This is a genomic window from Thiofilum flexile DSM 14609, from assembly GCF_000380185.1.
GTDB classification, from domain to species: domain Bacteria; phylum Pseudomonadota; class Gammaproteobacteria; order Thiotrichales; family Thiotrichaceae; genus Thiofilum; species Thiofilum flexile.
Genome location: NZ_KB904751.1, coordinates 19,247 through 41,201, shown reverse-complemented (window position 1 = coordinate 41,201; position 21,955 = coordinate 19,247). Strand labels below are relative to the sequence as shown.

Annotated in this window: 21 protein-coding genes; 8 read left to right on the top strand and 13 right to left on the bottom strand. The window is 44.6% G+C overall.

Going from position 1 to position 21,955, the window contains the following annotated elements; genetic code table 11:
* Nucleotides 1-122: 122 nt before the first annotated feature.
* Entirely contained in the window at nucleotides 123-590 is a 468-nt protein-coding gene (gene bfr, locus A3IK_RS0104195) for a bacterioferritin (protein WP_020558726.1), read from the bottom strand.
* Between the two features lie 11 nt (nucleotides 591-601).
* Nucleotides 602-1,066 carry a bacterioferritin gene (gene bfr, locus A3IK_RS0104190; protein ID WP_020558725.1) on the bottom strand — a complete coding sequence of 155 codons (465 nt, stop codon included), beginning with the start codon at nucleotides 1,064-1,066 and terminating at the stop codon, nucleotides 602-604.
* A gap of 171 nt (nucleotides 1,067-1,237) precedes the next feature.
* Between bfr (A3IK_RS0104190) and A3IK_RS0104185 the strand changes: the two genes are divergently transcribed.
* Nucleotides 1,238-1,447 (top strand): (2Fe-2S)-binding protein, encoded by a 210-nt coding sequence (locus A3IK_RS0104185; RefSeq protein ID WP_020558724.1) that lies wholly within the window; start codon nucleotides 1,238-1,240, stop codon nucleotides 1,445-1,447.
* A 59-nt stretch (nucleotides 1,448-1,506) separates the two neighbouring features.
* On the opposite strand, the gene A3IK_RS21270 is transcribed toward A3IK_RS0104185, so the two are convergent.
* The 3 genes from A3IK_RS21270 to exbB are packed head-to-tail and all read right to left on the bottom strand — an operon-like array spanning nucleotide 1,507 to nucleotide 3,745.
* Complete coding sequence (locus A3IK_RS21270; RefSeq protein ID WP_020558723.1) at nucleotides 1,507-2,940, bottom strand: energy transducer TonB; 1,434 nt, start codon at nucleotides 2,938-2,940, stop codon at nucleotides 1,507-1,509.
* Nucleotides 2,937-3,314, bottom strand: coding sequence for a biopolymer transporter ExbD (locus tag A3IK_RS0104175; RefSeq protein ID WP_020558722.1), 378 nt, complete (start codon nucleotides 3,312-3,314; stop codon nucleotides 2,937-2,939). Before A3IK_RS0104175 ends, A3IK_RS21270 begins: the two co-directional genes overlap by 4 nt.
* Complete coding sequence (exbB, locus tag A3IK_RS0104170; RefSeq protein WP_020558721.1) at nucleotides 3,311-3,745, bottom strand: TonB-system energizer ExbB; 435 nt, start codon at nucleotides 3,743-3,745, stop codon at nucleotides 3,311-3,313. Before exbB ends, A3IK_RS0104175 begins: the two co-directional genes overlap by 4 nt.
* 157 nt (nucleotides 3,746-3,902) lie before the next feature.
* Between exbB and A3IK_RS0104165 the strand changes: the two genes are divergently transcribed.
* From A3IK_RS0104165 to A3IK_RS0104155, 3 genes are all read left to right on the top strand, one after another.
* A complete protein-coding gene (locus tag A3IK_RS0104165) occupies nucleotides 3,903-6,218 on the top strand; it encodes a TonB-dependent receptor (RefSeq protein ID WP_020558720.1) in 2,316 nt (771 codons plus the stop codon).
* Between the two features lie 116 nt (nucleotides 6,219-6,334).
* Complete coding sequence (locus A3IK_RS0104160) at nucleotides 6,335-7,018, top strand: Fe2+-dependent dioxygenase (protein ID WP_020558719.1); 684 nt, start codon at nucleotides 6,335-6,337, stop codon at nucleotides 7,016-7,018.
* 12 nt (nucleotides 7,019-7,030) lie between these two features.
* Complete coding sequence (locus tag A3IK_RS0104155) at nucleotides 7,031-8,038, top strand: Fe(3+) ABC transporter substrate-binding protein (RefSeq protein WP_020558718.1); 1,008 nt, start codon at nucleotides 7,031-7,033, stop codon at nucleotides 8,036-8,038.
* Between the two features lie 50 nt (nucleotides 8,039-8,088).
* Here A3IK_RS0104155 and A3IK_RS20115 read toward each other — a convergent pair whose 3' ends face one another.
* From A3IK_RS20115 to gloA, 4 genes are all read right to left on the bottom strand, one after another.
* A complete protein-coding gene (locus A3IK_RS20115) occupies nucleotides 8,089-8,514 on the bottom strand; it encodes a hypothetical protein (protein ID WP_020558717.1) in 426 nt (141 codons plus the stop codon).
* 94 nt (nucleotides 8,515-8,608) lie between these two features.
* Nucleotides 8,609-9,232, bottom strand: a complete 624-nt coding sequence (locus A3IK_RS0104145; RefSeq protein ID WP_020558716.1) for an ATP-binding cassette domain-containing protein — start codon at nucleotides 9,230-9,232, stop codon at nucleotides 8,609-8,611.
* Nucleotides 9,219-10,802 carry an ABC transporter permease subunit gene (locus tag A3IK_RS0104140; protein WP_020558715.1) on the bottom strand — a complete coding sequence of 528 codons (1,584 nt, stop codon included), beginning with the start codon at nucleotides 10,800-10,802 and terminating at the stop codon, nucleotides 9,219-9,221. The genes A3IK_RS0104145 and A3IK_RS0104140 overlap by 14 nt, the downstream gene beginning before the upstream one ends.
* Nucleotides 10,803-10,810: 8 nt before the next feature.
* Nucleotides 10,811-11,197 carry a lactoylglutathione lyase gene (gloA, locus tag A3IK_RS0104135; RefSeq protein ID WP_020558714.1) on the bottom strand — a complete coding sequence of 129 codons (387 nt, stop codon included), beginning with the start codon at nucleotides 11,195-11,197 and terminating at the stop codon, nucleotides 10,811-10,813.
* A 127-nt stretch (nucleotides 11,198-11,324) separates the two neighbouring features.
* Between gloA and A3IK_RS0104130 the strand changes: the two genes are divergently transcribed.
* The 3 genes from A3IK_RS0104130 to A3IK_RS0104120 all read left to right on the top strand — a co-directional run bounded on the left by A3IK_RS0104130 (nucleotide 11,325) and on the right by A3IK_RS0104120 (nucleotide 17,601).
* On the top strand, nucleotides 11,325-12,875 hold the full coding sequence (locus A3IK_RS0104130; RefSeq protein ID WP_020558713.1) for an ATP-binding protein: 1,551 nt from the start codon (nucleotides 11,325-11,327) through the stop codon (nucleotides 12,873-12,875).
* Nucleotides 12,876-13,020: 145 nt separating this feature from the next.
* Nucleotides 13,021-16,464 (top strand): pyruvate carboxylase, encoded by a 3,444-nt coding sequence (locus tag A3IK_RS0104125; protein ID WP_020558712.1) that lies wholly within the window; start codon nucleotides 13,021-13,023, stop codon nucleotides 16,462-16,464.
* 243 nt (nucleotides 16,465-16,707) lie between these two features.
* Complete coding sequence (locus A3IK_RS0104120; protein ID WP_020558711.1) at nucleotides 16,708-17,601, top strand: GIY-YIG nuclease family protein; 894 nt, start codon at nucleotides 16,708-16,710, stop codon at nucleotides 17,599-17,601.
* Between the two features lie 6 nt (nucleotides 17,602-17,607).
* Here A3IK_RS0104120 and A3IK_RS0104115 read toward each other — a convergent pair whose 3' ends face one another.
* The 3 genes from A3IK_RS0104115 to A3IK_RS0104105 all read right to left on the bottom strand — a co-directional run bounded on the left by A3IK_RS0104115 (nucleotide 17,608) and on the right by A3IK_RS0104105 (nucleotide 19,681).
* The gene (locus A3IK_RS0104115; protein ID WP_020558710.1) at nucleotides 17,608-18,102 is read right to left on the bottom strand and encodes a GNAT family N-acetyltransferase; all 495 of its coding nucleotides are present in this window, start codon (nucleotides 18,100-18,102) and stop codon (nucleotides 17,608-17,610) included.
* A complete protein-coding gene (locus A3IK_RS0104110; RefSeq protein ID WP_020558709.1) occupies nucleotides 18,099-18,374 on the bottom strand; it encodes a type II toxin-antitoxin system TacA family antitoxin in 276 nt (91 codons plus the stop codon). The genes A3IK_RS0104115 and A3IK_RS0104110 overlap by 4 nt, the downstream gene beginning before the upstream one ends.
* A gap of 86 nt (nucleotides 18,375-18,460) precedes the next feature.
* Nucleotides 18,461-19,681 (bottom strand): lytic murein transglycosylase, encoded by a 1,221-nt coding sequence (locus tag A3IK_RS0104105; protein WP_020558708.1) that lies wholly within the window; start codon nucleotides 19,679-19,681, stop codon nucleotides 18,461-18,463.
* Nucleotides 19,682-19,761: 80 nt separating this feature from the next.
* On the opposite strand from A3IK_RS0104105, the gene A3IK_RS0104100 reads away from it, so the two are divergent.
* Nucleotides 19,762-20,727 carry a D-2-hydroxyacid dehydrogenase gene (locus tag A3IK_RS0104100; RefSeq protein ID WP_020558707.1) on the top strand — a complete coding sequence of 322 codons (966 nt, stop codon included), beginning with the start codon at nucleotides 19,762-19,764 and terminating at the stop codon, nucleotides 20,725-20,727.
* Here the strand turns inward: A3IK_RS0104100 and A3IK_RS0104095 are convergent.
* The gene (locus A3IK_RS0104095) at nucleotides 20,724-21,908 is read right to left on the bottom strand and encodes a DesA family fatty acid desaturase (protein WP_020558706.1); all 1,185 of its coding nucleotides are present in this window, start codon (nucleotides 21,906-21,908) and stop codon (nucleotides 20,724-20,726) included. The two genes, A3IK_RS0104100 and A3IK_RS0104095, sit on opposite strands and share 4 nt — an antisense overlap.
* Nucleotides 21,909-21,955: the final 47 nt, after the last annotated feature.

Sequence of the window (21,955 nt, the reverse complement as noted above, 5' to 3'; positions counted from 1 at the left end):
CCTCACGATCTTTTAGCTTAACCGTGTTGGGGCAACGGTGTACTCAACAGGAAAGAAAACTCAAAGATAGAGTGAGATAATATCGACTATTATATTTAGGTGAAAATGTTTTGCATAATGACTTACATTTGCGCCTGTAGGTAATTCTGCAAGCCTATTTTATCAATCAAACCTAATTGCTTCTCTAGCCAATAGGCATGATCCTCTTCGGTATCAAAGAGTTGGGCTTTTAGCATATCACGGGTCACATAATCTTGCTCGGCTTCACACAATTGAATCCCCGCCTTCAATGCGCCTACTACATGGTACTCTAATGCTAAATCATTTTTTAGCATACTAATCACATCACTGCCTACATTTAAACTATCTTGATTATTTAAATCGGGTACAGCGCCTAAAAATAATAAACGCTTAATAATCGCATCGGCATGCTCCGTCTCTTCTACACGCTCGTGATCTAAACGCTCATAGAGCTTGCTCAAGCCCCAATCCTCGTACATGCGCGAATGGATAAAGTATTGATCACGCGCCGCTAACTCACCGGCGAGTAATTTTTTGAGTTCATCAATCACTCGTTGACTACCTTGCATAGCCATTCTCCTTACATCATGGATTGTAAATAATTTGGTAGACCCATATTAGCAATGGCCCATTCTTGGCTTTCTAACCAATCGACATACTCTTCTTCGGTTTCGAGCAATTCCTCTAATAAATCGCGCGATACGTAATCTTGCTCTTGCTCACATTTGGCAATAGCACTGCGTAATTCGGCAATAATTTCCGTCGTTAAACGTAAATCATTGACCATGATTTCCGGCACATCTTCGCCAATATAGAGTTTGCCTAGATCTTGTAGGTTAGGTAGTCCTTCTAAAAACAGTATCCGTGCAATCAGTGTATCGGCCTGTTTCATGGCTTTAATAGAGCGGTGATACTCTTTGTCATTGAGCTTATCTAAGCCCCAATTGCCACACATGCGTGCATGGAGAAAGTATTGATTAATGGCAGTCAATTGACTGCGTAGTACTTGATTGAGTACCTGATTAAGAGCGGGGTTACCTCGCATAGTCGGCTCCTGTAGCTGAAACAAAGGGGATAGAAATAGTTAGAATGCTATGCAGTCAACGCTTAGCTGTCAAATAGGGACATATATCGCATTAACTTGATTTAGACACTAAGAGTTTATATGATCGTTATATAAATACGAATCAATCTCATTTACAGGTAACAACCTATCATGTATGTGTGCGTTTGTAATGCGGTGACTGACCGTGATATTAAAAAAGCTGTGGCTCAAGGCCATGATACTTTTGACAAAGTAAGCTGTCAGCTAAAAGTTGGCTCTTGCTGTGGGCGCTGTCAATTTATGGCACGGCAAATTATTGATGAAGCTCAACAAGAGCAAACCATTCTACCTGCAACCGAGCTAGGTGTCGCATTCGCCTAATTACCCATACTTAGGGAGTACAGATGTACTCCTTATCAAAGTATTAATATTAATAGCCCCTAGGTCAAGTTGAAATGTACTGGAACACGGATGCGTGAACGGATTGCCTGACCATTTTTGCGTGCTGGCTCAAATTTCCATGCTCTTACTGCGCTCAATGCAGCACTATCTAGCATACTATGTCCTGAAGACCGGTGGACTTTAACCACGGCCACATTACCATTCGCATCTAATTGCGCCTCAATGATCGCTGTACCTTCATACCCCTCCTCTTGCGCACGACGCGGATAGGGGGGTTGAGTGGGTGGTACACGATAACGCGGACTACTAACCAATGGATTACTATCCAATGTATCCGATTCACCTGCTATCTTTGCTGTACTAGGCTTAGTAGCAGGTGTGGCGGCTTTTGCAGTTTGTACCGCTTTGGCTGCTTTTGCGGCTTGATCCGCTTCCCATTTTTTGCGTGCCTCGGCTTGTTGACGCGCTTGCTGTGCCTGTGCTTTTGCTTGGGCAGCCGCTTGCTCGGCCTCACGCTGTTTACGTGCCTGATCGGCTTCCCATTTCTTACGCGCATCAGCCTGAATACGTTCTTTTTCCGCCTTTTGACGCGCACTATCAGCCTCACGCTGTTTACGTGCCAGATCTGCTTCCCATTTCTTACGCGCATCAGCTTGAGCACGCTCTTTTTCGGCTTCACGTTGTTTACGTGCTTGATCCGCTTCCCATTTCTTACGTGCGTCGGCTTGAGCACGTTCTTTTTCTAGCTTTTGGCGAGTAGCCTCTGCTTCACGTTGTTTACGTGCTTGATCTGCTTCCCATTTCTTACGCGCATCGGCTTGAACACGCTCTTGTTCCGCCTTTTGGCGAACTTGTTCCGCACGTTGCTCGGCTTCATGTTGTTTGCGAACTTGTTCCGTTTCCCAGCGTTTTAAGGATTCCTGTTTAATACGCTCTTGTTCGGCTTTTTGTCGAGCCGCTTGCTGCTGTAATTCAGCCGAACGATCGGGCTTAGGCGGTTCCACTTTTTTCGGTTCCGGTTTAGGCGGTTCAGCCTTTTTTGGTTCCGGCTTGGGCGGTTCCGCTTTTTTCGGCTCTACCTTTTTTGGATCGGGCTTAGGCGGTTCCGCTTTTTTCGGTTCTGGTTTGGGTGGCTCTACCTTTTTTGGCTCCGGCTTGGGTGGCTCTGGCTTTTTCGGCTCCGGTTTCGGCTTGGGCGGCTCTGGCTTTTTCGGCTCCGGTTTAGGTGGCTCTGGAATCGGTTCTGGTTTGGGTGGCTCCGGCTCTAGAATCGGTTCTGGCTTGGGTGGTTCCGGCTCTGGAATAGGCTCCGGTTCCGGCGGAGGGGGCTGGAACATAGCAAGATCAATGGGGACTAATTCTGGCTCGGGTTCAGGGGGTTTTTGGGCTAGTACCAAAGGCACCACCACTAGCACTAAAGCGGCATGAATCGCGGCGGATAATCCATAGCCTGTGACTTGATTCCATTTCATGGTTGCTGCGCTTGAATGGATACGTTTTTAAAAGGACGGCTTTTTAGCGCGTCTAGTACTTTCACAAATTGCTCAAAGGGAACACCTTTATCAATGCGTAGTACAATCAGCTCATCATCTTGATAACGACTTAAGCGCTCAATTAATTGATCAAAGGCAATCGCTTCTTCTTGTATAAAGAGCTGGCGTTGTTCATTAATAGCCAGTTGTACCGGAACTTTATCGCCCTGTGTGGCGGTGACACGCTCCGCATCAGGCAAATTCACTTCAATCAGACCCTGTGATACAAACGTCGCCGTTGTCAGCACGATAGCCAATAGCACTAGCATAATGTCGATAAACGGAATCATATTAATCTGGTCAAAACGCTTCATGCCTTGACCCCATCTTGTAATGCAGTCCAACGCCCGACTAATACATCCACTTTGCGTAATAAACCGTTATAAAACAACATGGCTGGAATAGCGACCACAAGACCTGCAGCAGTAGCTTTAAGTGCCATCGCAAGACCTACCATAATGCTATTCACATCAATCTTACCGCCCTGCCCCATTTCATAAAACGTCACTAAGATACCTAAAACAGTACCTAATAAACCAATATAGGGCGCATTAGAACCCACCGATGAAATAGTGGTGAGATTGCGTGTCAGTGTGACTTTAAGTAACTCAATATGCTGAAAGTTTTCTAATTTCACGCGAATAAAATAGATATAGCGCTCAATTACTAGCGCCAACATAACAAAGCTCATTAAACCCAAAATACCTAATACCGCATGATCTAAGTAGAGTTTCAGTAATTCCATTAAAATACTCCTAGAGGTTCCACAGATGGATACAGCACAGTCAATACTGTGGGCCGCACTCTAATTGAAAATAATTCTCATTTCAATATTGACATTAATAAGAATCATTCTCATTATAAAACCAACTAAGTCAGTCAGAAAAATTTTGGGAGTTTTTATGGTGAGTTTGGATTACAAACCCTTGTCTTTACGTTCGACTACACAATTAACTACGCGTCACGCCTCATTAGCCTCTGGTACTTTATTAGCCCTAGGCAGTACCCTACTCATGCCTATTAGCTATGCGGCGGAAACAGCCGCTACCACCGTTACTAACGAAACGACTCTCGAAGGCGTAACTGTTACCGCAAAGCGTAAGCCTGCGACTGCACCAGCCGCCAACCCTAATGCCGATCATGAAGCACCATATAAAATTGATAAGTCCGGTAATAATAAATTCACTGAGCCATTACTCAATGTCTCTAAAACCATTACCGTCATAGGAAAAGAGCAATTAGCCGATACTGGTACAACTGCTCTACGCGATTTAATGCGGACACAGCCCGCTATCACCTTAGGCACCGGGGAAGGTGGTAATGCACAAGGCGACCGTTTTATTATTCGTGGCTTTGAAGCACGGGGTGATGTATTTGTAGACGGTATGCGTGATCCAGGGGTTACTACCCGCGAAGTGTTTGCTGCTGAACAAATTGAAATTGCCAAAGGAGCCAGTTCTACCTTTGCAGGTCGCGGTACAACGGGTGGAGCCATCAATAGTATTACTAAAAAACCGCAAAATACTAATTTTACTAAAGGCTCTCTGACTTTAGGTGATGACAAACGTGCCACCTTAGATGCTAACCGCGTTATTAACGATAAGCTCAAGGTTCGCGCCAATGTGATGGTACAAGACTCGGATATTGCTGGACGTGATGAGGTATATGATAAACGCAAAGGCATAGCCTTATCTGCCGATTACAAAGCAACTGATAAAGTTAAAATCCTCACCGATTACTATCATCTCAAAGGGGAGCAAATGCCCGATCGTGGGCATCCATGGGATCGTGCTACCAATGCTCCAGCAGCAGTCGATCGTAATAATTTCTATGGCATAGTCGGGCGCGATTTCCAAGATACCTCAGCCGATATTTTCACCTCCACTATAGATGTGGACTTTACCGCCAACACCCGTTGGACAACAAAAGTGCGTAAAGGGGAAACCACCAATGACTATATCGTTTCAACACCGTCTAGTATTAATGGTTTAACCGATAGCACCACTATTACTAATCGTGCCTCGACGGCTAGCTTTACCAATAAATTTCAAGGTATTAACTCACAAATTACTCATGAACTACATAAGGGCAATACGGAGCATACCCTAGTCGGTGGTGTCGAGTTCAGTAAAGAAAAGGTGACGAATCAGGGCTATGTATTAGATACCTATAATGCCAGCACTAACCCAACAGGGGTTGTCCCGCCTAATATAAACGTCAAAGACCCTGATAATCATGCTATTGCGCCGGGTATTAAAAGTCGCAGTGACAGCACCTCTTTAGTCGAGGCGGATGTTAAATCTTTCTATGTGATGGATACGGTAAAATTCGGGAAAAAATGGCAAGTCTTCGGGGGGTTACGCTATGAGCAATTTGATATTACCCGCCAAGCCCGCGAGGGGACTTATGACTCCAACTCAGACTCATCTGATAGTACAAACTTTAGCAGTGGACACGTCGGATTAATATATAAACCGCGCGAAAATGCCAGCTTTTATGCCTCGGCGAGCACCTCGGCGAACTTACCAGGCGAAATGTTTGACTCTGGCGGTGTGGAGTATGGTGGTATCACACCATTAACCGTTGCACTCAAAAAGCCTGAGGAAAATAAAACCGTAGAGGTCGGTACTAAATGGAATATTCGCGGCGATAATCTCGCGGTGGGAGCGGCTATTTTCCAAACCGATAAGAAAAATAAAATCGAAGTTACGGGGACGGGTACGAGTCAAGAAGCGCATCAATCGGGTGAGGTGCGTGTACAAGGGGTAGAGCTTAATGCTTCCGGTAATATCACGCCTAAACTCAGTGTCACAGGTGGCGTTGCCTATCTGGATACCGAAGTGACGAACTCCGCAACAGCCTCTAATATTGGCCTAGAACTAGCCAATGTAGCACCTAAAAGTGCCTATATCCAGACCAAATATCAAGTAACACCTAAGCTCGCGGTGGGTGGAGCTGTCACCTATAAGGACAAAATCAAGGCCGGAACCTTTGCCGCAAGCGTTAAAGATGCGAATGGTAATGAGGTCATGCTCCCCTCATCTACCCGCCTTGACTTAATGGCACAATATAAAGTATCCAAAAAATTAACGACACAACTGAACATTAACAATGTAGAAAATAAAACGATTTATGAAGCGTTTTATCGCAGCTCTGCCCCCTTTACCTATGTCGCCCCCGGTCGCTCGATTAATGTGACCTTTAATTACGATTTCTAACCCTCATCATATGTCCCGGATTCAGTGCTCTGTTGTTTGGCTCCACAGAGTTCGGTATCACCGGACTGGTTTACTCTCTTGTCCTAGGATAAGAGAGTATTTTAAGGATAAAAACTATGTTACTCGCCATTCCTCAAGTACTCAGTCCTGATGCGGTTGCTTATTGTCGTAGTCAGCTTTTAAGTACCGAATGGGTCGACGGCAAAGTCACTGCCGGACTACAATCAGCGCAAGCCAAGTATAATAGTCAGCTCTCCGAATCGAATCCGGTCGCTCGTGCGTTAGGTGATTTTATTTTGGATGCGTTGGTCAAATGCCCGACCTTTGTTGCCGCCGCCTTACCCTTAAAAATCTTCCCACCCTTATTTAATTGCTACCAAGATGGGGGGCATTTTGGCACTCATGTCGATAATGCTATTCGCCATATTCCAGGCACTATAGTACGTATGCGTACCGATTTATCTTGCACCCTATTCTTAACCCCACCGGAGGATTACGAGGGCGGCGAATTAATCATTGAAGACACCTATGGCAATCAAAGCGTCAAACTCCAGACGGGCGATATGGTGTTATACCCCTCTACTAGCTTACATCAGGTCATGCCGGTAACACAGGGCGCACGTATTAGCGCCTTTTTTTGGTTACAAAGTATGGTACGTGATGATGGTGAGCGTGCCCTCTTATATGACCTTGATCAAAGTATTCAAACCCTAGCCTCCGAGGTCGGACTTAATCATCCTAATGTCGTGCGTCTCTCAGGGGTCTATCACAATCTAATGCGCCGCTGGGCCAATACCTAAAGGATTTTAAGTATGCGCTTTATCTATTTACTGCTAGCAAGTACCTTGCTTAGCTCTACCGCTTTAGCTAATGAAGTGAATGTGTATTCTGCTCGTGAAGAACCCTTAATCAAACCCTTACTCATCGCGTTTAGTAAAGATACTGGTATTAAAGTCAATCTTATTACCAGTGATGATGATCCTTTACTAGAGCGTTTAAAACGGGAAGGTGCCAACTCTAATGCGGATGTATTGATCATGGCGGATGCCGGACGCCTAGCACGCGCCGCTCAATATGGTGTCTTACAACCCATCTCTTCATCACGTTTACAACAAGTTATTCCTGCTCATTTGCGCGATCCTCAACAACGCTGGTTTGGGCTAACTTCACGGGCACGAGTGATCTTTTATGCGAAGGGGCGGATTAATCCTAATGACATTCGTAGCTATGAGGATTTGATACTCCCCCAATGGAGAGGTCGTATTTGTGTGCGCTCCTCTAACAGCATTTACAATCAATCCTTAGTCGCTGCAATGATTGCAAATTATGGTGAAGCTAAAGCGGGTGAGTGGGCAAAAGGTTTAGTAGCCAACTTAGCTCGCACCCCATCAGGAGGTGATAGAGATCAAATTAAGGCACTAGCAGCCGGTGAGTGTGATATAGCCCTAGGCAACACCTATTATTATGCTCAAATGCTATTTGGGGGTGACAGCAGTCAAAAAGCAGCTGCCACTAAAGTGGGACTGCTTTGGCCTAATCAAACGAGTACCGGTGTCCATATTAATATTAGTGGTGCTGGTATCACAGCGTCTGCTCCTAATAAAGCGAATGCCATTAAGCTATTGGAATATATGACGCTAGACGATGCTCAACGCTGGTATTCAACAGTAAATGGTGAGTATCCAGTAACCAATAAAAGCCTTACAAGCGAGCAACTAAGATCATGGGGGAACTTTAAAGCAGATACGCTGAATTTAAGCGCACTAGGTCAATATAATCGAGCGGCGGTGAAATTAATGGATCAGGCGGGTTGGCGGTAGCGGTGAATTTGAGTATGGGGGCAATCTATAGTGACTGCCCCAGATGCCTATTACTGACGTAATTGGCGCATTTTGCTAATAAATTCGTTTTTATCAATGCCGGTAGCCATAATGCATTGACTGAGTTGCGCCACATCGGGACCTTGTAAATCAATCGCTGTACCAGAGGTAGCTAGCGCCACTAAATCGCCCATCGCTTTAGTACCACACTCAGGAGCCGTACAAGCACAAGCGGATTTGATCAAATCTGCTAAGGGCCCTGTAGCGGCGGCAGGTGCTGCTACTGGAGCAGGAGTCGGTGCCTGAACTGCAGCAGCGGGTGCTGGAGTAGGCGCTGGAGTGGATGCAGCGGGTGTAGGTGCTGGAGCACTAGCAGCAGGTTTAGTCTCTGGTGCTTTAGGCGCGTCTGATGATCCCCCACAAGCTACTAAAGTAGTAGTCCCCAACATTAAAGCGACTAATAAGTACTTTTTCATCGTTATTTCAGACCCTTTTTAATTCAGTTTATAGTGTTATCAATTTAATAATGGTGGGCGCATCTTAACATAGCCCTACCGACTGTGCTACTGCTTAGTTATCAATCAAATCCCCTAAAATAATGGTTTCGCCCCCCATACGCTCCACATCTTCTTGTTGATGGGTCACTAGCAATACCGTTTTACCCTGAGCCAACGCTTGTTCACGTACCCAATCCGCCGCTAAAACTCGGCTTTTAGCATCCAGCTCCGCGAAAGGCTCATCTAATAACACCAAGGGTTCGGGTCTTAATAAAGTACGAATTAAAGCCATACGTTGACGCTGCCCACCGGATAATTGCGCGGGCATTTTATAACGCTGCTCCTGCACTTCTAACTGCATGAGTGCCTGCTCTAAACGTTGCTCTAGACACTGATTATCTTGTAAGGGTAAACCTAGCGCTAAGTTTTTATCAATACTTACATGCTCAAATAGATTATGTTCCTGAAATAACATCGCGACCGGGCGCTTAATAATAGGCAGCCTTACTAAGGACTCGCCTTGCCAGACAATATCGCCACTCAAGGGTTGCTCAAATCCGGCAATGGTTAATAATAGCGTCGTTTTTCCCACACCACTGCGCCCTTGTAGAGTGATGATTTTGCCACTCGGAATAGTCAGGTCATAGTGCAAAAGTGTCTTACCGCGCTGCACTTGTAGTTGTTTAATGGCTAACATGAATAGACCTAACTTTAGTATTGCGTACCTGCATATATTCCCATAACCCCACAATCCCGCCGCATAGAACCAATAAGACTAAGGAAGCCAAAGCCGCTTCAGGCAAGCGGTACGTACTCGCATAACTGTAAATCAACCAAGGTAAACTCGTTGCTTGTTCAGTACCAAAAATGGCAAAGATAGACACCTCACCCATCGCTAATAGCAATACCAATACCCCCGCTGCGCCTAAAGTATCTCGTAACCACGGTAGCTCCACACTCAAACGCGCCCGCCACGATAACTTTAAGGTCAAAACGAGGTTTTCATACTGGGCATCAAATTGTAATACTTGCGGCTTAAGCTGTTGTACGGCAAACGGCACTAATAAGGCGGTATTAATTATCCCCACCCAGACTAGCCCCCAATGTTCTAAATCCATCACCCGTAACACGACAATATAAATACCTACCGATAACACCATAGCGGGTGCAACTAGATTATGTAAGCTAAGCCATTCCCACAACCAATAAACTCGCTGCCGCGCTAGCACTGCTTGACGTACCGGAATCAAAACTAAATAGGCCATCACTACCGTACTAACCGCACTCGCTAAGGCTAAACCCAAAGTGACTAGGGTAGGTTTTAAGAGTTGCATAGATTGCCAATGCCCTGATCCTAACCCCCACACCTCCACTATCAAGGTCAAAATCGGCAATACCAGCAGCACCCACGCCCCACCATACAGTAAGACATAAACGCCACGTACCCAAGGACTAGGCGTGGGCAAATAACGCTGCGTCCCCGTATCAGGTGACAGCCACGCCCCCGAACTAAAACGCGCTAATACCGCAAATAACACCCCCGCGATACCAAACTGCAACCATGCTAAGACTAATGCCTCACTAATATTAAAGTCGTACTTCAGCGCTTGATAAATGGCGACCTCTAGCGTAGTAGCTTGTGGCCCACCCCCTAGGGCTAATACCACCGCAAAGCTATTAAAACACAGCACAAAGACAAAGCCCGCCAATACAATTAAACGCCCCCCCACACTAGGCAGCTCCATATAACGCCAACGCTGCCACGGGCTGAGCTTTAATTGCAACGCTAAGCGCCAACTACTCTCTGGTATGGCCTGCAATTGCAGCACAATGGCGCGAATCACAAAGGGAATATTGAGATATAAATGCGCTAATAAAATCCCTTGCAAGCCGTATAAATTCCAATCCGCCCCTAAGAAGGGGCTTAGCCAACCATTACGCCCTAAGAGTGCGACTAAACCTGTTACCAATACCAAAGTCGGCATCACAAAGGCGAGTAAGCATAGGCTCAAAAACGCTGCTCGCCCGCGCAATTGTGGCGAGTAATACAGCGCTCTAGCAATTAGATAGCCCAACACTACCGACAACAAAGCACTTAAAGCGGCCTGTTTAATCGAAAACCAGACAATCCCATGAATATAGGGATCGGCTAAGGAGTTAAGGGTAATATCAGAGCTAAAGCGCAATAAACCATAAAAGGCTAATACTGTGAGGCCTACTAAACTCAATAGTGCTAATAGGCCTAACCCAATGAACAAACGTGGCATAGGTGGTACTAATATTTTTTACCAATCAGCTCAATAGCATAACCATCGGGGTCTTCAATAAAAGCAATAATGGTCTTACCCGCATTCATAGGTCCTGCATCACGTAGAATCTTGACACCCTGCGCTTTCATTTGCTCACAGGCGGCATAGACATCATCCACTTCAAACGCCATATGCCCATAGGCTGTACCCTTTTCATAGCTACTCACGCCGTAGTTATAGGTCAGCTCTAGCGCCGTATGTTCGGATTCCGCGCCATAGCCTAAGAAAGCAAGCGTAAACTCACCTGCAGGATAGTCGTTACGGCGTAACTCCCTCATACCTAGCACTTGAGTATAAAAATTTACCGAACGATCTAAGTCACCCACTCGTAACATAGTGTGTAAAATACGCATAAGGTTGTCTCCCTCTAAACCCATCAACTATAGCGGCCTAAGATAACATCCTAAGGACTAAAGCTCTAATCTGCCCTATGCTATTATCGAGCCATGACTACCTCTTTTCCTCAAGCAGTGAACCGCCATGATCCGTAAAAAGCTCCCTATTGGTATTCAAACCTTTTCCGAAATCCGCCAAGGGGGTTATTACTATGTTGATAAGACGGCACTGGCCTATCAACTCATTAATGAAGGCAAACACTACTTTCTGTCGCGTCCGCGTCGCTTTGGTAAAAGTTTATTTCTCGATACCCTCAAAGAGTTATTTGAAGGCAATGAAACGCTGTTTCAAGGCTTGGCGATACATGAGCACTGGAATTGGCAAGTACGCTATCCGGTACTGCGTTTTAGTTTCGGGCGCAAAAACTATAGCCTACAACAAAGCCTAGAAGAATCTTTGCATCAGCAACTAACTCAATTAGAGCGCAACTTTGAAGTACAACAAACATTTAATGATGTCGGTAGCCGCTTTGCCGATCTACTTGAAACCATTAGCGCCAAAACGCAATCCCCCGTAGTTGTGCTAATCGATGAATATGACAAACCCATTTTAGATGCTTTGCACTACCCTGAAGTGGCACGTATCAATCGTGATTTTCTACGCGGTTTTTATAGTACGATTAAAGATTATGACGCTTATATTAAGTTTAGCTTTTTGACGGGTGTTACCAAGTTTTCTAAGGTTAGTCTATTTTCTGGACTCAACAATTTAAAAGATATTACTTTAGATGAACGTTATTCTGCCTTATGTGGCTATACTGATACTGATGTAGATCAGGTATTTATGCCAGAACTATCAAGATTTGATCGAGATGAAATTCGTAGATGGTATAATGGCTATCACTGGCTAGGTGACGGTGTTTATAATCCCTTTGATGTTCTGCAACTTTTTGATACCGGAAAATTTAAAAACTACTGGTTTGAAACCGGCACACCTACCTTTTTAGTAGATTTGCTACTTAAGCGCAAAGTGACCTCCATCTCATTAGACAATAGTATTAGTAGTGCGACTGTCCTCTCTAAATTTGACGTAGATGATATAGAAACCGATGCTTTATTATTTCAAACCGGCTATTTAACCATTAAAAATACTCTTTGGGCAGGCGATAAGGAGTTTTATACCTTAGGCTATCCTAATCAAGAAGTTTATCAAAGTCTTAATGAGATTCTCTTATCCGCTTGGGTAAAAAACCAAAAGGCGCAAGGCATTCAGACCTTACGTTTATATGACTTATTAAAAGCTAATGACTTACTGGGCTTAAAAACGCTATTTCATAGTTTCTTTGCTAGTATTCCCTATAACTGGTATAGCAATAATGATATTCAAAACTATGAAGGCTATTATGCGAGTGTATTTTATTCTTATTTTGCCTCATTGGGCTTAAATGTTACTGTTGAAGACGCTACTAATTTAGGGCGTATTGATATGACGGTGCAATTCAATGGAGCTATTTACCTGTTTGAATTTAAAGTCATCGAAAACAGTAGCCCCGAAGCCGCTATGGAGCAGCTAAAAGCCAAACGCTATGCTGATAAATATCGCGCACTAGGGCAACCTATTTATTTGATCGCGGTAGAGTTTAGTAAATCATCACGAAATATCGAGGGTTTTGCGGTGGAGTGCGTCGCCCCATAGCCCCACTAGTAGTCCTAATAGGGTGGCTACTAGCTAACACTAACCCACAATTGCAATATTTTTGTTAATCTCTCAGTCAGTTCCCCTTCACAAGGGGGGGACAAATGGTAAACTCAAACCTTTGTTTCTACCCTGGGATCGATCTATGTCACGGCAAATCAAGAAACTCCTAGTCGCCAATCGTGGCGAAATCGCTATCCGCATTCTGCGGGCTGCTACTGAGTTACGACTCAATACCGTTTCCATTTACACCCATGAAGATCGCTTCTCACCCCACCGTTATAAAGCGGATGAAGCCTATCAAATCGGTCGTGATGATGAACCCTTGAAACCCTACCTTGATATTGAAGGCATTATTGAGATCGCTAAGCGCTATCATGTCGATGCTATCCATCCGGGTTATGGTTTTTTATCTGAAAACGTCACCTTTGCCCGTCGCTGTCGCGAGGAAGGGATTAAGTTTATTGGCCCATCACCAGAGGCGATGGAAAACTTAGGGGATAAAGTGGCGGCTAAGGCCATTGCCATTGCAGCGGGCTTGCCAATTATTGAAGACAGCAAAATCCCACTCACGACATTAGACATTGCTAAAGCCGAAGCAGCGCGAATTGGTTTTCCGCTCATGATGAAAGCCGCAGCGGGCGGTGGCGGTCGTGGCATGCGGGTGATTCGCAAGGCAGAGGAATTAGAGCGGGCTTATCACGATGCACGTAATGAAGCACTCAAGGCGTTTGGTGATGCTACCGTTTTCCTTGAAAAATATATCGATTCGCCCAAACATCTAGAGGTGCAAATCCTAGGCGATGAACACGGTAATTTAGTCCACCTCTATGAACGGGATTGTTCGGTACAACGCCGCTTTCAAAAAGTGGTTGAGGTTGCGCCTAGCACCGGCCTAAAAGCTGAAACCCGCGAAAATCTTTATAAATATGCCCTTGCGATTACCCGTTATGTGGACTACTCCTGCGCGGGTACGGTCGAGTTTTTAATCGATAAAGATGAAAATATCTATTTCATCGAAGTCAACCCACGGGTGCAAGTCGAACACACCATTACCGAACAAATCACGGGTATTGATATTGTTCGCAGTCAAATCCTCATCGCGGGTGGCGCACGCCTGACCGACCCGGAAATTAATATTCCTAATCAAGAGTCTATTCGCTGTAATGGCTATGCGGTGCAATGCCGGATTACCACCGAAGACCCTATGAACGGCTTTAAGCCTGATTATGGGACTATTATTGCGTATCGCTCGACCGGCGGTTTTGGTATTCGTCTGGATGTGGGTGCGGCTTATCCGGGCGCGAAAGTATCACCCTTCTTTGACTCCATGCTCGTCAAGGTAACCTCTTGGGGACGCACCTTAGAAGATGCGATTGGGCGGAATTTACGTGGCCTCACCGAATTCCGTATTCGCGGGGTGAAAACTAATATTGGCTTTTTAGAAAACGTCCTCGAACATCCTATTTTCGTAGCCGGAGATGCAACGGTTACCTTTATTGATAATCACCCTGAGCTATTTAATATTACTCAGCGGTTTGACCGGGGAACTAAAACCTTAAAATTCATCGGTAATATTACGGTTAATGGTAATCCCGATGTTAAATACATCGACCCGCATAAACATTTCCGTAAACCTATTATTCCTACCTTTGACCGGCTCGCGCCTTACCCTAAAGGTACTAAAGACTTACTCACCGAAATGGGAGCGGAGAAATTTAGCCAATGGGTTAAAGAGCAACCCACTGTTTTCTATACCGATACCACCATGCGGGATGCGCATCAGTCGCTCTTAGCCACGCGGGTACGTACTGAAGATATGCTCAAAGTAGCTGAAGGACTCGCCAAAAACCATCCGCAACTCTTTTCTTTGGAAATGTGGGGCGGTGCGACCTTTGACGTATCCATGCGCTTTTTACACGAGTGCCCGTGGGAACGTTTACGCTTATTACGTGAAGCTATTCCGAACATTTTATTCCAAATGTTATTTAGGGGCGCAAATGCCGTCGGTTATACTGCCTACCCTGATAATGTGATTGAATCCTTTATTGAAAAATCATGGGAACAAGGTATTGATGTATTCCGTATTTTCGATTCCTTGAACTGGATCGAAGGCATGCGGAAATCGATTCAAGTGGTACGCGAAAGAACCGGAGGTATTGCCGAGGGTACGATTTGTTATACAGGAGATGTATTACGCACCGAGCCGGGTTATAAATATAATCTGCAATATTATTTAGATTTAGCACGGCAATTAGAGGATGCTGGGGCACATATGCTCGCTGTAAAAGATATGGCTGGCCTATTAAAACCTTATGCAGCTACTAAACTGATTACCGCTTTAAAAGAAGCTGTCAATATCCCCATTCATCTACACACTCATGATACCGCCTCGATTCAAGCCGCTACCCTATTAAATGCGATTGAAGCCGGTGTGGATATTGTAGACGGTGCATTAAGCTCTATGTCGGGTTTAACCTCACAAGTGAATTTAAACTCCTTAATTGCCGCCATGGAAGGACAACCGCGCGAGCAACCCTTTAATCTCAAGTCATTAAATGACTATGCCAATTACTGGGAAGATGTACGTGAAATGTACTATCCGTTTGAATCGGGTTTAAAAGCCGGTACAGCGGAAGTCTATAATCACGAAATTCCGGGGGGTCAATACTCGAATTTACGCCCACAAGCGATTGCATTAGGCTTAGAGCATAAATTCGAGGAAGTTAAAGCGAATTATGCGGTCGTGAATTGTATGTTTGGCGATATTGTTAAAGTCACCCCTTCCTCAAAAGTCGTGGGGGATATGGCCATTTACATGACCTCTAATGGCCTCACCGAAGAAGATGTCATGGAGCGTGGTCGTACCTTAGCGTTTCCAGATTCCGTCATTGATTTATTCAAAGGCGGTTTAGGTCAGGTTCCGGGTGGTTTTCCTCCTGCCTTAAGCAATATTATTCTGAAAGGTGAAAAGCCTAATGAAGGTCGCCCTAATGATCATTTAAAGCCGGTTGATTTAGACGCTGAATATGAAGCCTTTAAACAAGAGTTTAATGAGCAACAAAGTTATTTAGATTTCCTATCTTATAAAATGTACCCCTCCGTTTTCCGAGAGTTTTACAAACACCAGCAAGAATATGATTCCGTCAGTCATATTCCGACTCCGGTATTTTTCTATGGCCTAAAGCTTAATGAAGAAGTCATGATTGAGCTAGGTCAGGGGAAAATGCTAATTATCCGGATGTTATATCGCTCTCCGGCTGATGAAAATGGTATGTGTACGGTGACTTTTGATTTTAATGGTCAGATTCGCTCGGTATTAATTCGTGATTTAGCCGTAAAACCGACTAAAGCGAGTAATCGTAAAGCCGCAGGATCGAAAGAAATTGGCACATCATTACAAGGTCGCTTAGCTTCTGTAGCGGTACGAGTAGGCGATGAGGTGGATATCAATACACCTTTATTTGTCATCGAGGCCATGAAAATGGAAACCACAATTACTGCACCGATTGCTGGCAAGGTGAAAGCTGTTCACCTAAAAGCCGGTGAATTGGTGGAGCAAGGTGATTTAGTGGTGGAGTTTGAGTAACTAGCCATACTGGAAAAAGGGCATTATTAGTAATGCCCTTTTTCACTCATTAAACAAATTCACATGACTACCCAATTAAATTATTCTAATCTAATCAAGCAAAGACGCCTTGAACACATTTAATATAAATCTACCCAGTACCCACCCCATTCGCGGCTCGACAATGACAGAAAGAAGCTAACCAAATAGTAAAAAATGCAATAACTCAGATAGAACGTATTATTTTAGGAGAAGCATAACCCCATGACTGAACCCTTTTCTATTACCCTATTCGCCACTACAGGTGATCCTCATGGTATACGCCATGTTGATAAATCCAACTGGTCAGGCTTTGGCGTAGTATTCACTAAGGCATTGTTTAAAAACCTTAAAACCGAAAAAGGCTTTGACCAAGCAGGTGTTTATATTCTTGTAGGTAATGCTGCTCAGGAAACTATTTATATTGGTGAAGGTGATCCTGTAGGAGAGCGCCTAAAGCATCATGTGGCTAAGCGCAAAGATTGGGAGTGGGGTGTTTATTTCTTTGATCAGAACAAAAAAATTGGTAAAACTGAAGTGCAATTTCTAGAGGCTGAATTAATACAACGTGCTAAAAAAACGAATCGCGCCATACTCACCAATAAAAACAAAGCTACCCATCCTAGTATGTCTCCTGCGAGCCATGCAATGGCTACTACCTTTCTGAGCAGTATGTTACAAATCCTACCTATGCTGAGTATTAATGCTTTTACTGAGCAATCTTTAAATGATGATCAAAGTAATGTTCAAGAACCTAGTCTCAATCAAATCATAGACTTCGACACAATAGTAGTTCCTGCACAACAAGGCGGCTTTATCAGTGAGTTTCTAGAAAATCAGCGTTGGTTTGCTATTCGGATTAAAGAAGCCAACATTCCCAAGATCAAATATATTGCCGCTTATCAAGTATCTCCTATAGCCGCCATTACTCATATCGCCTCTATCGCGAGTATTAAGCCGCACGAGGACACAGGTAGATATATGGTGTATTTTAAAGAACCTGCTCAACATATTAATAATATACCACGTCTATCAACTAGCAAAATTAATATGCAATCACCCCGCTATGCTCAATACGCGAAGCTACTAAAAGCAAAACACTTAGATGAGGTTTGGTAATAATTTTTACTCTATGCTTACTCTAATGTCGTTAATGGTTAAATAGAGTTTATTTAAACTATCTATAAATGATGTGAAACCAAATTTTTCATAAAACCCTATAGCGCCATCTTTAGCATCGACAACCACTAAAGGAAAAGCGACTAACTCACTAGCCTCTAACAAACGCTTTAAAGCATCAATTAGTAATAACTCACCAAAACCTTTTCCAGTATAACGCTTATCGACTGCCAAACGAGCTATTAATCCGGCCGTATTAGCCGTGTGATGCTTTTCTTGTAATTTTTCAGGTAAATTCTTTAGGTCAACGGAGATCATCGTTAAGGTGTAAAAACCAATAATAACACTAGCATATGTTTCATCCTCTAAAACAAACGTTCTGGTATTATCTTTTTGAGCTTGTTGACTCGCCATGGTTTTCAGGTAGTTATTCAATACCACTACGCCACAATCAAACTGATCTCGATTGTGCTTAGCTTTGTCTAACCTGACAGTGATCATACAGGAGTCTTAGCTGCATAGCGTTGCGCCGCCTGTTGTAAACGTGGGTGAACTTTAGGAGGCGCATCTAATGCTTCCACTAAACGCATAGCATCACGTTTACTAAGCATTAGCATCTGCTCACGCTCAATAATTTGTTTAGCTTTCTCAATCGCTGCATTGAGTACAAACGAATTAATGCTGGTCATACCGGATAAAAATGCTGCCTTTGCTAACAATCCTTGGGTTTCATCATCTACTCGTGCGGTAATACGTGGTAATAGACTAGCCATAACAACCTCAATATCATGTGACACTATGGCACACGAGTATAGCATAAATGCCTGTGTAATAGGGTCAAACTATTGAAGGATAAATATTAAACCATCGGTACTTGCAGGCGCAGTTTTTCCAAGTGCTCATAGATAGCAAACCCATCCGCAGGATAGCCTACATCCATTTGCCAACGCCGTAGAGCGGCACGACTATTAGGGCCTAAACGTCCGTCAATTCCGTCAGTGCTATAGCCTGCTATAGTCAGTAGCTCTTGTAATTCGGCTTTTTCGGCAAAGCTTAATTCTCGCATATCGCGAGGCCAGGTGGCTTGCAGTGCAGGCTCGCCCCGAATTTGATCGGCTAGCGTTCCTACTGCCATGACATAGCTATAGGCATTATTATATTTGAGCAATACATTAAAATTATGGTAGGCCAATAATGAGGGGCCACGATATCCAGCAGGGAGAAAAATAAAGCCTTGATTATCCAAAGGTAAAGGTTGATTCGAGGCACTACTGACTAGCTCCTGATCTACCCATAAACGTACAGGTAACCAGTAGGTCGGATCGGCACGTGACCACTCAAAGGTGCTAGGGAGTTTTACTTCTTGCGCCCAATGCTCACCATCTATCCAGCCGGATTGCGCTAAATAATTCGCCGTAGAGGCCAGCGCATCGGGAATGCTATTAACCAAATCGCGCTTACCATTACCATCAAAATCCACCGCATAGCGCTCAAAGGTGGTGGGAATAAATTGCGTATGCCCAAACGCCCCCGCCCATGAGCCAATTAGGCTATTAATGCCCATATCATTATTTTGCACAATACGCAGCGCTGCGACTAATTGCTCGCGCCAAAACTCGCGCCGTACCACGCGCCCTTGATAAGCTAACGTTGCTAAGGAACGAATGGTGGAATAGCCGCCCATGAAATTACCATAGTCTGTCTCCACACCCCAAATCGCTAAAATATACTCTGGGGGTATATGATAGGCTTGGTGAATGCGCTCTAGTAGCTCGCCATACTCCGCCAATAAACGCCGCCCCTTCGCGACTCGTGCGGTCGACGCGGCACTATCGAGATAATCCCAAATCGGACGGCTAAATTCGGGTTGGTGTGCATCCAAACGCAATACCTTACGATCCGGCAATAATCCCGCAAAGGCTAAATGTAACACCTCGGCTTTGATACCTTGTTGCTCAGCATATTGGCTAAACTCCAGCTTCCACTGATCAAAATCAGGATCGGCAAAGAAGCTATAACCAAATAAAGCCACTACAAATAACAGCGTCAGTTGTATACTACGAACTATCTTCCGAATCATTGAATTCCAATTTAGTTAGTGCTAGGTCACACCGCCATTGTGCCAGTATATCAAACCACGCTACCCTCGGTGAAAAGCAAATGCCCACAGTAGTATTTTTAGACACTGCTAGTACTCAAGCAGGTGATTTAGATTTAACCCCTTTATCCACAGCCTGTCAGGGACAGCTTACCCTATGGCCTCATACCCCAGCCGCTCAAATCCAAGAACATATTGGGACTGCCAGTATAGTGATTAGTAATAAAGTCCCCATAGATGCAGCCTTAATGCACTCACAACGAGACACTTTAAAGCTTATTTGTGTTGCGGCTACGGGAACCAATAACATTGATTTAAACGCTGCACGCCAGCTCAATATACCCGTGACCAATGTCCGTGATTATGGCTCACAATCGGTGGCAGAACATGTATTTAGCCTGATTTTTGCCTTGAGCCGTAGTTTACCTGCCTACCAGCAAGAATTAAACCAAGGCGCTTGGCAACGCGCGGAGCAATTTTGCCTCCTGAATCATCCTATTCGTGAATTAGCCGGTAACACCCTGCTCATTATTGGAGGGGGTACACTAGGCCAAGCCACCGCCCGTTTAGGACAAGCCTTAGGCATGAAAATATTATTTGCTGAACGCCCCCATGCCCCCACTCGTGCCGGTAAAATTGCGTTAGAAGCCGGTTTACAACAAGCCGATGTGGTATCCTTACACTGCCCTCTCACGCCTGAAACCACCCATTTAATCAATGCTGAGCGCCTAGCACTCATGCAATCCCATGCTTTATTAATCAATACCGCGCGGGGTGGCATTGTGGATGAAACAGCGCTGTTAGCCGCTTTAAGACAAGGTCAAATAGGGGGAGCAGGGATTGATGTTTTGCCACAAGAACCACCGATTCAGGGTAATCCTCTCTTAGAGGCTCAACTACCGAACTTAATTGTCACTCCCCACATTGCCTGGGCGAGCCGCACCGCACGGCAACGCCTTATTGAACAACTCGCCCAGATTATTAGCACCTTTATTAACACAGGTGAGGTGCTAAATCAGGTGGCTTAAGCGGGTTGGGTATTCGCTAATACACTGACCCGATAGCCTTTTAGGCGTTGAGCAAACTCCTCAAGGCGTTGAATACCCGTTTGCTCGGCGTTGGCTATCCATTCTTGTAGCGCCGCTAAACGTGCCTCTTGGTTATTAGCGGTACGCTCCCATAAATGATGCAAGTTTTGCTGGAATTGATAGACCGTAGTCAACACTTGGCTTTCAGATAGTAATACTTGTAAGCGTTCACGAGCGCTCTCATCTAAATGCGGTTGACCTAATAACTGACGCACTAAACGTGACTTTTCTTTGTAGTCACCACTGGATTGACCTAGCTCTTGTTTAATCACCGGATGCACGACTTGACGGGCAAAATTGGATAGCACTTGCAACCGATTACCAATCACAGCACTTAAGGTTTCTAAATCAACCACTTTAGTTTTTAAATCCACTTTAATGCGCGGTGCAACTCGTTTCACTTGTGCTAGTTTTAATACTTCCAACAGGCGAATATAAAACCAACCAATATCAAACTCATACCATTGGGTCGAAAAGCGGGCTGAGGCTGCAAAAGCATGGTGATTATTATGCAGCTCCTCACCCCCAATAATAATACCGATAGGGGAAATATTGCTCGATGCATCAGCAGTATTCCAATTGCGATAGCCCCAAAAATGCGCCAAGCCATTAATCACCCCCGCTGCCCAAAACGGAATCCAGATCATTTGCACACCCCAGATAATCAGCCCCGCCCCGCCAAAGAGTGCCAGATCAATGAGTAGCATGAGCGTAATACCTAACCAAGGAAAACGAGAATACAGATGGGTTTCAAGCCAATCATTCGGGGTGCCTTGACTATATTGTTGAATAGTTTGTAGATTTTTAGCTTCTTGACGGTAAAGTAATGCACCACCCCATAATACTTTATTTAAACCACGGGTTTGCGGGCTGTGAGGATCGTCGGGGGTTTCGCATTTGTGGTGATGTTTACGATGAATCGCTACCCACTCCCGCGTCACCATACCTGTAGTAAGCCACAACCAAAAGCGGAAAAAGTGAGCGGGAATAGCGTTTAACTCCACCGCTCGATGCGCCTGATGCCGGTGAAGATAAACCGTTACCGCTACAATCGTAATATGGGTCATGACCAAAGTGATTAACACTAATTGCCAGCCCGTCAAATCTGCTAATAATCCCATATGCATTCTCTTTACTACTACAAAATTCTCCTAAGATTTCAGAGTGC

Coding starts and splice junctions, on each gene's coding strand:
- bfr (WP_020558726.1), bottom strand. CDS start 590: ATGCAAGGTAGTCAACGAGTGATTGATGAACTCAAAAAATTACTCGCC.
- bfr (WP_020558725.1), bottom strand. CDS start 1,066: ATGCGAGGTAACCCCGCTCTTAATCAGGTACTCAATCAAGTACTACGC.
- A3IK_RS0104185 (WP_020558724.1), top strand. CDS start 1,238: ATGTATGTGTGCGTTTGTAATGCGGTGACTGACCGTGATATTAAAAAA.
- A3IK_RS21270 (WP_020558723.1), bottom strand. CDS start 2,940: ATGAAATGGAATCAAGTCACAGGCTATGGATTATCCGCCGCGATTCAT.
- A3IK_RS0104175 (WP_020558722.1), bottom strand. CDS start 3,314: ATGAAGCGTTTTGACCAGATTAATATGATTCCGTTTATCGACATTATG.
- exbB (WP_020558721.1), bottom strand. CDS start 3,745: ATGGAATTACTGAAACTCTACTTAGATCATGCGGTATTAGGTATTTTG.
- A3IK_RS0104165 (WP_020558720.1), top strand. CDS start 3,903: ATGGTGAGTTTGGATTACAAACCCTTGTCTTTACGTTCGACTACACAA.
- A3IK_RS0104160 (WP_020558719.1), top strand. CDS start 6,335: ATGTTACTCGCCATTCCTCAAGTACTCAGTCCTGATGCGGTTGCTTAT.
- A3IK_RS0104155 (WP_020558718.1), top strand. CDS start 7,031: ATGCGCTTTATCTATTTACTGCTAGCAAGTACCTTGCTTAGCTCTACC.
- A3IK_RS20115 (WP_020558717.1), bottom strand. CDS start 8,514: ATGAAAAAGTACTTATTAGTCGCTTTAATGTTGGGGACTACTACTTTA.
- A3IK_RS0104145 (WP_020558716.1), bottom strand. CDS start 9,232: ATGTTAGCCATTAAACAACTACAAGTGCAGCGCGGTAAGACACTTTTG.
- A3IK_RS0104140 (WP_020558715.1), bottom strand. CDS start 10,802: ATGCCACGTTTGTTCATTGGGTTAGGCCTATTAGCACTATTGAGTTTA.
- gloA (WP_020558714.1), bottom strand. CDS start 11,197: ATGCGTATTTTACACACTATGTTACGAGTGGGTGACTTAGATCGTTCG.
- A3IK_RS0104130 (WP_020558713.1), top strand. CDS start 11,325: ATGATCCGTAAAAAGCTCCCTATTGGTATTCAAACCTTTTCCGAAATC.
- A3IK_RS0104125 (WP_020558712.1), top strand. CDS start 13,021: ATGTCACGGCAAATCAAGAAACTCCTAGTCGCCAATCGTGGCGAAATC.
- A3IK_RS0104120 (WP_020558711.1), top strand. CDS start 16,708: ATGACTGAACCCTTTTCTATTACCCTATTCGCCACTACAGGTGATCCT.
- A3IK_RS0104115 (WP_020558710.1), bottom strand. CDS start 18,102: ATGATCACTGTCAGGTTAGACAAAGCTAAGCACAATCGAGATCAGTTT.
- A3IK_RS0104110 (WP_020558709.1), bottom strand. CDS start 18,374: ATGGCTAGTCTATTACCACGTATTACCGCACGAGTAGATGATGAAACC.
- A3IK_RS0104105 (WP_020558708.1), bottom strand. CDS start 19,681: ATGATTCGGAAGATAGTTCGTAGTATACAACTGACGCTGTTATTTGTA.
- A3IK_RS0104100 (WP_020558707.1), top strand. CDS start 19,762: ATGCCCACAGTAGTATTTTTAGACACTGCTAGTACTCAAGCAGGTGAT.
- A3IK_RS0104095 (WP_020558706.1), bottom strand. CDS start 21,908: ATGGGATTATTAGCAGATTTGACGGGCTGGCAATTAGTGTTAATCACT.